9 protein-coding genes are annotated in these 11,575 nt (G+C 69.8%); 1 reads left to right on the top strand and 8 read right to left on the bottom strand.

The window, feature by feature from the left end:
- Positions 1–26: 26 nt before the first annotated feature.
- Together FSY98_RS09850 and FSY98_RS09845 are read right to left on the bottom strand one after the other, a co-directional pair.
- On the bottom strand, positions 27–824 hold the full coding sequence (locus FSY98_RS09850; RefSeq protein ID WP_144876169.1) for a tryptophan-rich sensory protein: 798 nt from the start codon (positions 822–824) through the stop codon (positions 27–29).
- A 90-nt stretch (positions 825–914) separates the two neighbouring features.
- On the bottom strand, positions 915–1,475 hold the full coding sequence (locus FSY98_RS09845) for a TetR/AcrR family transcriptional regulator (protein WP_144876168.1): 561 nt from the start codon (positions 1,473–1,475) through the stop codon (positions 915–917).
- Positions 1,476–1,571: 96 nt separating this feature from the next.
- Here FSY98_RS09845 and FSY98_RS09840 point away from each other — a divergent pair, with 96 nt between their 5' ends.
- A complete protein-coding gene (locus FSY98_RS09840; protein WP_144876166.1) occupies positions 1,572–2,414 on the top strand; it encodes an alpha/beta fold hydrolase in 843 nt (280 codons plus the stop codon).
- 79 nt (positions 2,415–2,493) lie between these two features.
- Here FSY98_RS09840 and FSY98_RS09835 read toward each other — a convergent pair whose 3' ends face one another.
- From FSY98_RS09835 to FSY98_RS09810, 6 genes are all read right to left on the bottom strand, one after another.
- Positions 2,494–6,402, bottom strand: a complete 3,909-nt coding sequence (locus FSY98_RS09835) for an SdrD B-like domain-containing protein (RefSeq protein WP_144876164.1) — start codon at positions 6,400–6,402, stop codon at positions 2,494–2,496.
- Between the two features lie 123 nt (positions 6,403–6,525).
- Positions 6,526–7,482 (bottom strand): siderophore-interacting protein, encoded by a 957-nt coding sequence (locus FSY98_RS09830; protein ID WP_144876162.1) that lies wholly within the window; start codon positions 7,480–7,482, stop codon positions 6,526–6,528.
- Positions 7,472–8,272, bottom strand: coding sequence for an ABC transporter ATP-binding protein (locus FSY98_RS09825; RefSeq protein WP_144876160.1), 801 nt, complete (start codon positions 8,270–8,272; stop codon positions 7,472–7,474). The genes FSY98_RS09830 and FSY98_RS09825 overlap by 11 nt, the downstream gene beginning before the upstream one ends.
- Positions 8,269–9,330, bottom strand: a complete 1,062-nt coding sequence (locus FSY98_RS09820) for an iron chelate uptake ABC transporter family permease subunit (protein ID WP_144876700.1) — start codon at positions 9,328–9,330, stop codon at positions 8,269–8,271. Before FSY98_RS09820 ends, FSY98_RS09825 begins: the two co-directional genes overlap by 4 nt.
- A 5-nt stretch (positions 9,331–9,335) precedes the next feature.
- The gene (locus tag FSY98_RS09815) at positions 9,336–10,379 is read right to left on the bottom strand and encodes an iron ABC transporter permease (RefSeq protein WP_144876158.1); all 1,044 of its coding nucleotides are present in this window, start codon (positions 10,377–10,379) and stop codon (positions 9,336–9,338) included.
- Between the two features lie 25 nt (positions 10,380–10,404).
- Positions 10,405–11,430 (bottom strand): iron-siderophore ABC transporter substrate-binding protein, encoded by a 1,026-nt coding sequence (locus FSY98_RS09810; protein WP_144876156.1) that lies wholly within the window; start codon positions 11,428–11,430, stop codon positions 10,405–10,407.
- Between the last annotated feature and the right edge of the window lie 145 nt (positions 11,431–11,575).

Raw genomic sequence — 11,575 nt, 5'->3', positions numbered from 1 at the left:
CGCGGGCGCAGGTCTGCCGGCAGAGGTCAGCGGGAGACGGATGCCGCTCGGCGGCGCCGCACCGCGCCGACGATGCCGGCGACGACGAGCGCCGCGGCCACGATGATCCCTGCGACAGCCGTGACGGTGCTGTCGGGTTCGCCGGTGAGGCGACCCACGGCGAGCCATGACAGGCCCCAGGCAGTGGCGAGCGCGGGAGCGATCCGCCGCAGCACGAGCGCGGCCGCGACGCCGATGACGAGCACGACGGCGAGCACGGCGACCGCCCAGACCTCAACCTGTTCAGCCCAGTCCGCCGGGGCGACCTGCGTGAACCAGGCGGCGGTGTTGGCCACGGTCGCGATCGTGACCCATCCGAAGTGCAGGCCGTTGGCGCCGTCGACGACGATGCGCTCGACCCCGCCGCGCGGCTCTCGTCGGCCGAGCAGCACCATGACGCGGGCGAGAGCCGCGAGCAGCAGCGCGATGACGATGACCGTGAGCGGCAGCGTGAGGAACTGAGCGGTCACGAGCCAGAGGCCGTTGAGCACCATGGTCGCGGCGATCCACCAGCCGACCGTGCGCTGGCGGTCGTCGGACCGCTGCGCGGGCAGCGCCTGCCACACCGTATACGCGATCAGGCCGAGGTAGATGAGCGACCAGATCGAGAATGCGGGCCCGGCGGGCGCGAGATACGACCCGGATGCCGATAGCGCCCCGTCCTGCAGTTCGTCGACCGAGGTACCGCCGAAAGCGCCGGACCCGACTGCTGCGGCGATCAGCATGAACGACGCCGCAACGATGATCGCGGTCTGACGGATGATGTCTCGCGTCCGGGATTCCATGCCCCGCACGCTACGCCCGCATCCAACCGCCGCCCAGACCCTTGACCCTCGCCTGGCTATCCTCTAGCCTGGCTAGCTAAACGAGAGAGCTCAACGCACGGCGGCGTCGATCAGCACCTCGGCGGCGCCCCGCGCCTGCACCGCCACCGACGGATCTCCCGAGATCGCGGCAGTGCTCTGCGCACCCTCGGCGAGGATCGACAGCTGGGCGGCGAGGGATGCCGGAGCGCCGACATCTATGACGAGACCGGCCATGTACTGCTGGAAGGACGCCTTGTGGTCGCGCACGAGCGCAGCGACCTCGGGGTTCGTGCCGCCGAGCTCGCCGAAGGCGTTGATGAACGCGCAGCCGCGGAAACTGTCGGTGCAGAACCAGTCCTCGAGATACCCGTACACGGCGAGGAGTCTGTCGCGCGGATCGTCTCCGGCATCCGCCACCGCCCCGGTGAGACCCGACTCCCATTCGCCGTGCTTGCGGTCGAGGACCGCGGTGACGATGTCGTCCTTCGCCGGGAAGAGCGCGTAGAGCCGCCGCAGAGACACGCCGGACGCGGTGCGGAGTTCGTCCATGCCCACCGCCGCGTACCCCTTGCGGTAGTAGAGCTCCTCTGCCGCCGAGAGGATGCGTTCGCGAGCGTCTTCTTCGGTCATACCCTGAAGTTTACTTGACACGAGAACGAACGTTCTCTATGTTGGTCCTATCGAGCGAGAACGATCGTTCTCACCGGAACCGAAAGGATCAGGATCATGGGTTACATCACCGTCGGAAACGAGAATTCCTCCCCCATCGAGCTCTACTACGAGGACCAGGGCTCGGGCCAGCCCGTCGTCCTGATCCACGGGTACCCGCTCGACGGCCACAGCTGGGAGCGTCAGACCCGCGAACTCCTCGCCCAGGGCTACCGCGTCATCACCTACGACCGCCGCGGATTCGGCCAGTCGTCGAAGGTGGGATCGGGATACGACTACGACACGTTCGCCGCCGACCTCAACACCGTGCTCGAGACCCTCGACCTGCGCGACGTCGTGCTCGTCGGCTTCTCGATGGGCACCGGCGAGCTCGCCCGCTACGTCGCGAAGTACGGCCATGACCGTGTCGCGAAGCTCGCGTTCCTCGCCTCGCTCGAGCCGTTCCTCGTGCAGCGCGACGACAACCCCGAGGGTGTTCCGCAGGATGTCTTCGACGGCATCGCCGCCGCCGCCAAGGGCGACCGGTTCGCCTGGTTCACGCAGTTCTACAACGACTTCTACAACCTCGACGAGAACCTCGGTTCGCGCATCAGCCAGGAGGCCGTCACCGGCAGCTGGAACGTCGCGGTCGGCAGCGCTCCCGTCGCGGCCTATGCGGTGGTCCCGACCTGGATCGAGGACTTCCGCGGCGACGTCGAGGCGGTCCGCGACGCGGCCAAGCCGACGCTGATCCTGCACGGCACGAAGGACAACATCCTCCCGATCGATGCGACCGCCCGTCGCTTCCACCAGGCGGTGCCGGATGCCGAGTACATCGAGGTCGAGGGCGCCCCGCATGGCCTCCTCTGGACCCACGCCGACGAGGTCAACGCCGCACTGAAGGACTTCCTCGCGAAGTAATCGGCGACAGCGAGACGACGCGCGGTGAGGGCATGGGCCCTCACCGCGCGTCGTCTGTCTGCAGCCGCTCGTCGAGCGATCAGCCGGCTCCGGCGCCTCGGCGCCGGCGAAGGAGCACGATCCCGGCGCCGGTGAGCAGGACACCGAGGGCGCCGAGCACCAGCGCCAGGATGCCGTCTGCTCCCGTCGACGGGAGACCTCCGGGTGATGTCGCGGAGGGGACACGCGGCTCCGGGGTTCCCGGGGTCGACGCCGATCCCGCGGTGGGGGAAGGGGTCGGGCCGACCGTGGGAGCCGGGCCGGTCGTCGGAGTCGGGGTCGGTCCGGTCGTCGGAGACGGAGTCGGAGTGGGCCCGGTCGTCGGCGACGGAGTCGGAGTGGGTCCGGTCGTCGGAGACGGAGACGGAGTCACAGTGGGCGTCGGGGTGGGCGTCGGCTCACCGGGGTTTTCCGGGGTGGGGTCTGCAGCGGCGAGGCCCGCACCGATGAAGAGCTGGTCGGGCGCGGCGCCGACGACCGACACCAGAGCGCGACCGGTTGCGGGGTCGACGTCGGAATCCTTCTCGGCGTCGCCGACACCCTGAGGCGCGAACACGAACTCGTCGGGCACCCCCGCGATCTCGAGCTCGTAGTCACCGAAGCGGAGATCGTCGAAGACGACCCTCCCGTCTGCATCGCTCGACGTCCTGGCCACCTCCGGCCCGTCGGCTTCCGAGAGGATGACAGTCACATCCGGAACTCCCGGTTCACCGTCATCCTGGATGCCGTCGGCATCCGTGTCCTCCCAGACACGTGTGGCGATCGACCCGACCTCAGGCATCAGCCCCGCATCGATGTCAGGGCGGTCCGGATCATCCGCGGTGAGGACGACCGCCGCCGTCCGACCCGTCGCCGGGTCGGCATCCGAATCCTCCGCGGAATCATCGCCACGCCCCTGCGGCGACAGCGTCACCCCGTCGGGAAGGTCGGCGAACTCCACCGAGTACTCCCCGAGCGGCAGGTCGTCGAATCCGTAGGCGCCGTCAGCGTCGGTCACCACGCGGGCCACCTCGGCCCCGTCCGCACCGCGCAGCACGACCGTCACCCCGGGCACCCCGGGTTCACCGGCATCCTGCACGCCATCCCGGTCCTCATCACGCCACACCCGATCACCAATCGAACCCAGGACCGGCAGCATCAGCCCCGCATCGATGTCAGGGCGGTCCGGATCATCCGCGGTGAGGACGACCGCCGCCGTCCGACCCGTCGCCGGGTCGGCATCCGAATCCTCCGCGGAATCATCGCCACGCCCCTGCGGCGACAGCGTCACCCCGTCGGGAAGGTCGGCGAACTCCACCGAGTACTCCCCGAGCGGCAGGTCGTCGAATCCGTAGGCGCCGTCAGCGTCGGTCACCACGCGGGCCACCTCGGCCCCGTCCGCACCGCGCAGCACGACCGTCACCCCGGGCACCCCGGGTTCACCGGCATCCTGCACGCCATCCCGGTCCTCATCACGCCACACCCGATCACCAATCGAACCCAGGACCGGCGCCACCAGCCCCGCATCGATGTCGAGACGATCCGGTTGCTGCGCTGTGAGCGGGATGACGCGGGTGAATCCCGAGACCTGACTCGGATCGGAGTCCCGCGTGCGATCATCGCCCTGCCCGTCCTCGACCAGAGAGAAGCCCGCGGGGAATTCCCGGAACAGCAGTTGGTAGTCACCCAGCGGGAGATCGTCGAAGAGGTATGCGCCGTCGGCGTCCGTGCGGGCGGTGGCGACCACTCCCTCCGCGCCGATCAACATCACCAGAACCCCCGGCACACCGGGCTCGCGCGGGTCCTGCACGCCATCGCGGTCGTCGTCGCGCCACACCCGGTCGCCGATCGACCCCCGCAGCGGCGCCACGAGCCCCGAGTCGATGTCGAGGCGATCCCGAGCATCGGCGGTCAGGGCGACGATGTCCGAGCTCCCGGTCTCCGGATCGGCATCCGAATCCTCCGCGCGATCGTCGCCACGCCCCCGCTGAGAGAAAGTCAGATCGGCGGGGAGGTCGGTGAACTCGACCGTGAACTCGTCGAGAGGCAGGCCGGCGAAGAGGTACACGCCGTCGGCATCGGTCGTGGTCCGCGCCACCTCGATGATTCCCTGATGCAGCAGCACCACGGTGACCCCACCGACTCCGGGCTCGCCCGGATCCTGTACGCCGTCGCGATCCTCGTCGCGCCACACGCGGTCACCGATCGAGCCCAGCAGAGGCCTCACGAGTCCGGCATCCACGTCGGTCACGTCGGGTGCGGCGGGGGTCACCGTGATGCGGCCGGTCCGTCCCGTCTCGGGGTCGGCGTCGGAATCGGCGTCGTCGTCGCTGCCTGCTTTCTGCGTCGTGAGGGTCGCGCCATCAGGGAATCCCTCGAAGCCCACCGTGTAGCCACCCATCCGCAGACCGGTGAACATGTAGGCGCCGTCGTCATCGGTCGCGGTGCGCGCGACCTCCGCGCCGCCCGCGTCGTAGAGCACCGCCGTCACACCGCCCGCACCCGGCTCGCCCGCATCCTGCACGCCGTCGCGATCCTCGTCGAACCAGACGCGGTCGCCGATCGAACCGAACAGTCCGATCCCGGCGTCGACGGTCAGATTCTCCGGAGCCGCGGTGTCGATGCGCACCACCGACGACAGCCCTGTCGCCGGATCGACGTCGGAGTCCACGGCGTCACCCCCGGCATCCTGTCGCGTGAACGACGATCGATCGGGCAATCCCGAGAACCGCACCCGGTAGTCACCGAAGGGCAGAGCCGAGAAGCGGTAGCTGCCGTTCGCCGCGGTCACGGCGGTGAACGGCGCTCCCGCGGCGTTGCGGACAGCCACGCCGTCAGCGTCGGTGAGCGTGGCCGTCACACCCCCGACCCCGGCCTCGCCGGCGTCCTGCACTCCGTCGCCGTCGTCGTCGTTCCAGACGCGGTCGCCGATGGCCCCGAATGACGGAAGACGGAAAGACAGTCGCTGCAGATCGGAGTTGCTGTCCTGGTTCGCGCCGCCCGGAAGCAGCGCCGCCTCGGTGCGGTTCGAGTTCAGCCCGTTGATGCCGTCGGCGAAGGCGGTGCCGTCGTTCGCCGTGTAGGCCGCTCCCGTGCCGTGAGTGGCGGCGGAGAAGGCGCTGTACGGCGTCACGATCGACGAGATGTCGAACGTGACCGATGTGAACGTGCCCGACAGGACGACGGTGCCGCAGCCCGCGGCATCCTTCACCGGAGTCGCCGCCCTCGTACCCGCGCGGTCGCTCGGAGCGGTCGCGCAGTTGAAGTTCGTGTTGAGGTTGCGCACGCGCAGTGTCTTGTCGGTCGCCACGAGGTTCGTCGCCCCGCTCGACACCTGGCCGAACGACACTCCCGCACTGGCGATCGTCCACAGCGTGGCGTTGAAGGATCCGCGCTGGTAGGCGTTGACCCCGCGCTCGGCGTTGCCGCCGAGACCCGAGATGTCGACGACCGCGTCGGTGACGGGCTTCGAGAACGTGAGCGTCAGCCGCCCGACCGCACAGGTGCCGTTGAAGTCCTGGTGCGCCGCGGTGCCCAGCGGACCGCCGCAGCCCGTGCTCGCGCTCGTCAGCAGACCGATCGCCGGCACGGCTCCGACCGTCGGCAGACCGGCGAACATCGACGACTGCGCCCCATAGGTCGACATGTTCGCCCCGTCGGTGAGGAAGTTGGATCCGGGCGAGCGCGCTCCCAGAGGCGCGAACTCGGCGGCCACAGAGACGGCGCCCGTCGACACCGGGATCACGGTGGCGGCGCGCATGGTGGCGAACGACGTGTACGCGGCCGGGGTGTACTGGGTGGTGGCGGATCCCGGCGACTGCAGCGTCCACGGGTCGTTGAACACGTAGCCGTTCTGCTCCGCGGCTCGCGCCGGTGCCGCGCTCACGAGCTGAGCAGCCGTGAATCCCGTCACCGCCAGGATTCCGGACAGCCCGATGGCGATGGATCGAATGAGCGCGTTCTTCCGCATGACGGTTCCCCCCGACGACGTGACCCGGCAATGTTGCCAGAGGCCGTCGTCCCGATGGGTGGAATACCGATATGGGCTGTAGGTGCCACCCCGGAGCGCGGAAGATCGGGGGATCCGGCGGAATCAGCCGCGCATCGCGACCCCGCGACGCCAGTAGCCCATGAAGGCCACCTGCCCACGGTCGATGCCGAGATCCTTCACCAGATGGCGGCGCAACGTCGTCACGACGCCGCTCTCGCCGGCGATCCAGAAGTAGCGCTCGGCCGGGGCGTCCGCCACGTCGATCTCCTCGCCGAGGCCCGAGTAGTCGGGGGTCTCCCAGAGCAGGTCCTCCGACTCGATGTCGGTCACGTCGACGTCATCGCCGGCATCCGCATCGCCGAGGTACTCGAGCACCGACGGGATCAGCCGCAGACCGTGCAGCTGATCCTCCGAACGGGGCAGCCAGCGCACCTCGACACCGGCCGGGGCGTCGATGGTCAGCACGTCGTCCGCCGACGGCACCTCGATGAACGCACAGCCGCGCAGGTCTCGGGGCGCGTCTTCGAGGATCCGCGCGATCGCCGGAGCGGCGGTCTCGTCGCCCGCCAGAACGACGGAGGCTGCGCTGCCCGGCTCGAACTCCGCTCCCCCGTGCGCGCTCGCCGGAACGCCTCGGCGCGGCCCGACGAGATACAGCTCCCGGCCGACCGCGGCGGCATCGGCCCAGCGTGAGGCGGGACCGGAGAGGCCGGGGGCGAGGTGCAGCACGAAGTCGACGTCGAGCTCGGTGCCGGCGTCCGTCACACGCAGCTCGCGCACCGAGTAGGTACGCATCGACCCACGCTCGTCCTCGGGGACCGCGAGGTACGAGGCCCACCAGTTGTCGGTCTCACGGTCGAGAGGCGGCAGCACGCCGGAGGCGGGCGGGAAAACGAGCTTGATGCGCGAGTCGAACACGTCGCCGGGGGTGCCGAACTCGAAGAGCTCGTCTCCGCCGAACGTGACCCGCACGAAGTTCGGCGAGACGCGGTCGACCGCGCGCACCTCTGCGCGGGCGAGCACGTAGGTCGGACGGTCGGTGGTGGTTTCAACGGACATGATGCCTCCCGATCGGCGTGACCATCGGTTTTCCGGAAACCGGGTCTGTGGTGATCTGATTCGCGAGGCCGAAGACCTCTTCGACGTGCTGGGCGGTGACGACCTCCTGCGGCGTGCCCGTCACGTGCACGCGCCCGTCCTTCATCGCGACGAGCTCGTCGGAGTACCGAGCAGCGAGGTTGAGGTCGTGCAGCACCATGACGATCGTCGTGCCGCGCGAGACGCTGAGGTCGGTCAGCAGGTCGAGCACCTCGACCTGGTGCGCGACGTCGAGGAACGTCGTCGGCTCGTCGAGCAGCAGGATGTCGGTCTCCTGGGCGAGGGCCATCGCGATCCACACGCGCTGACGCTGCCCGCCTGAGAGCTCGTCGACGCTGCGATCGGCGAGCTCGGTCGTGCCGGTCGCCGCGAGGGCGTCGGCGACGACCTCGTAGTCGTGCGTGCTCCATCGCGACAGCATCTTCTGATGCGGATGCCGTCCGCGACCCACCAGGTCGGCGACAGCGATGCCCTCCGGGGCCACCGGCGACTGCGGAAGGAGACCGAGGATGCGCGCGACCTCCTTCGTGGGTCGCGTATGCACCGAGATGCCGTCGAGCACGACCTGCCCCTCGGTGGGCGAGAGCAGGCGGGCGAGCGAACGGAGCAGCGTCGACTTGCCGCATCCGTTCGCGCCGACGATCGTCGTGATCTTTCCGGGCGCGATCTGCAGATCGAGGCCGTCGATGACGGTGCGGTCGCCGTAGGCGAGGGTGACGGACTCCGCCGTCAGAGTGTGCGCCTCGGTCACAGGGAGCCTCCCGAGCGGTTGGTGCGGACGAGCAGGTAGATGAGATACGGGGCCCCGAGCACGCCGGTGATGACGCCGACCGGGTAGCGCTCGCCGAACGCGAACTGGCCGAGCAGATCGCTGCCGAGCACGAGCACGGCTCCCACTGATGCACTGGGCAGGAGCAGGTTCGCGCCGGGGCCGGTGATCCGGGCGGCGATCGGACCCGCCATGAAGGCGACGAAGGCGATCGGCCCGGTCGCGGCGGTGGCGAAGGCGAGCAGCGCCACGGCGCCGAGGATGCAGAGCACCCGAGTCGCGTTCACCCGCACCCCGAGTCCGCATGCCGAGTCGTCGCCGAGCTGCATCGCGCCGAGTGCTCTGCCCTGGATGAGCAGTAGCGGCACGATCACGACGGCGGCGACGGCGAGCGGGGCGACGCGCTCCCACGAGGCGCTGTTCAGACTTCCCGTGAGCCACTGCATCGCGGTCTGGATGTCCCACGACGCGGCCCTCGACAGCACATAGGAGATGACGCTCTGCAGCATGAGCGAGACGCCGATGCCGATGAGGATCAGCCTGGTGCCCGCGAAACCGCCGCGGATCGACAGCAGGTAGATGGCGCCGGCGGTGAGCAGGGCTCCGCCGAGCGCCATCAGCGAGACGAGCGGCCCGTCGAGCGACAGCACGATGATGCCGATCACCGCCGCGGCGCCGGCTCCATTGGAGATGCCGATGATGTCGGGCGACGCGAGCGGGTTGCGCAGCAGCGTCTGGAACGAGACGCCGGCCATGCCGAACGCGATCCCGGCGAGGACCGCCAGCACGGCGCGGGGCAGGCGCAGCTCGCCGACCGTGAACGACGCGCCCGGCACGGTCTCGCCGAGGATCACACGCACCACGGCGTCGAGCGGATAGAACGTGTTGCCCACCATGAGCGCGACCGCGAAGAGCACGAGCAGCAGCGCTCCGAGCGCGATCGTCGCGACCGCATGGCGGCGGTGGCGCGCGCGGCGACCGGCGATGATGGAGGCGACGCGGTCGGCCGGGGCGGCCTGCGCGGGGATGATGCGGTCCATGGTGCTCACAGCTCACGCACCTTCTGCCGGCGGACGATCCAGATGAAGAACGGCGCTCCGATGATGGCGGTGATGATGCCCACCTGGATCTCCTCCGACGAGGGCGCGATGACCCGGCCCGCGATGTCGCTCGCGAGCAGCAGCGCCGCTCCGGCCACGGCCGAGAAAGGGAGCAGCCACCGGTGATCGGTGCCGATCAGCATCCGGCACACGTGCGGGATGACGAGGCCGATGAACCCGATCGGACCGGCGATCGCGGTCGCCGCGCCGGCGAGGATCACGGCACCGAGCGCCGACACGAGCCGGGTGCGGAACACATGCTCTCCTAGCCCCTTGGCCATGTCGTCGCCGAGCGCGAGGGAGTTCATGCCGCGCGCGCTCGCCAGGCAGATGAGAGCGCCGACCGCGAGGACGGGTGCGGTCAGGGCGATGCGCGGCCACTCGGCTCCACCCACGCCGCCGATCTGCCACGACTGGAAGGCCTGCAGCAGGTCGACCCGCGGCAGCATGACGGCGCTGATGAGCGAGGCGAACGCCGCCGACGTCGCCGCTCCGGCGAGGGCGAGCTTGAGCGGCGTCGCCCCGCCGCGGCCGAGCGAACCCACCGTGTACACGAACGCCGCGGCCAGCGCGGCGCCGGTGATCGCCAGCGCCATCTGCCCGTACGGGTTCGTGAGGCCGAGGAAAGCGAGACCCAGGACCACGGCGAACGAGGCGCCGTTCGACACCCCGAGGATGCCGGGGTCGGCGACCGGGTTGCGGGTCACCGCCTGCATCGTCGCCCCGGACAGCGCGAGGGCCGCGCCGACGAGGAGCGCGAGCACCGTGCGAGGGATGCGCTTGACGACGGCCGCCTCGGCGATGGTGTCGGCGTGTCCGGAGAACGCCGCGCCGATGTCGTCGAGGGTGACGGCTCGCACGCCGAAGCTCACCGACATCGCGCACAGCACGAGCAGCACGCCGACGCCGGCGAGGAGCCAGAGGGTGCGCACCCACGCCGGGCGTCGCAGATCTGCGAGGCCCGGCGCGGGAGCGATGACAGCGGTCACGGTGCGGAGCGGGTGGTGCCGAGCGTCACTGCGCGAGCGGCGCAGCCAGGGTCTCGAAGTACTTCGCGATGCCCCACGGGATGGAGAGCGGCGTCGGGTTGGCCGACGCGGCGAGCGGGGTGGAGTCGGGCAGTACGGCGATGCGGCCCTCGGCGATCGCGGGGATCTTCGACAGCAGCGGGTCGGCCTGGAGCGTGGCGAGGAGCGAGTCGTCGCCGTACGTGATGATGAGGTCAACGTCGTCGAACTTCGCCGCCTCCTCCGAGCTGACCTGCAGGTAGAACTGATCGGTGTCGGCATCCGACTCGAGCAGCGACGAGAGCGGCATCCCGAGCTCGTTCAGGTAGCCGACGCGCGGGTCGATGGGCGTGTAGTAGCCGATCTGGCTGAGGTCGGACGGGTCGACGAAGAAGAACATCGCCTTCTTGTCCTTGAGGTCGCCCTGCGCCTCGAGCGCGGCCTCCGCCTCGGAATGCAGCTCCTCGACGAGAGCGTCGCCCTCGTCTTCGAGGCCGAGTGCCTTCGAGTTCATCTCGATCATCTCGTCGACCGTGGTGCCCCAGGGGATGTCGGGGTAGGCGACGACCGGAGCGATCTTGGAGAGCGTGTCGTACTCCTCTTTGGTGAGCGCCGAGTACGACGCCAGGATCACGTCGGGCTGCGTGTCGGCGACGGCCTCGAAGTCGATGCCGTCGGACTCGTCGAACAGCACGGGGGCCTCGCCGCCGAGCTCGTCGAGCTTCTCCTCGACCCAGGGCAGGATGCCGTTGTCGTCGTCGTCGCCCCACGTCGCCTTGCTCATGCCCACGGGCACGATGCCCAGTGCGAGCGGCACCTCGTGGTTCGCCCACGCCACCGTCGCCACGCGCTCGGGCTTCTCGGTGATCGTGGTCTCGCCGTAGGCGTGCTCGATCGTGACGGGGAAGGCCCCGTCGTCGGCCGGGTTGCCACCGGCGGAGTCGGAGTCGCCGCCGGACGGAGTCGAGCAGGCGGCGAGGCCCACGGCGAGCGCCGCGGCGACACCGGCGGCGAGGAGACGGGAGGTGCGCACGGGCGTTCCTTCTGTTGGAGGTGGAGGGGCGGCGCAGAGAGGGGCGCCACGGCTTTGGTAAGCCTCGCCTAATCTAACAGAAAGTAAGGCGACCCTCATCTCGGGGTGGTCGCAGCGCGGGGGGTACGCAGAAAGCCGGCCGGAT

It is taken from the genome of Microbacterium sp. 1.5R (genome assembly GCF_007667425.1).
Taxonomy (GTDB): Bacteria; Actinomycetota; Actinomycetes; order Actinomycetales; family Microbacteriaceae; genus Microbacterium.
Note: the sequence above shows the minus strand (reverse complement) of the source record. Positions and strands in the feature narration are given on the sequence as shown.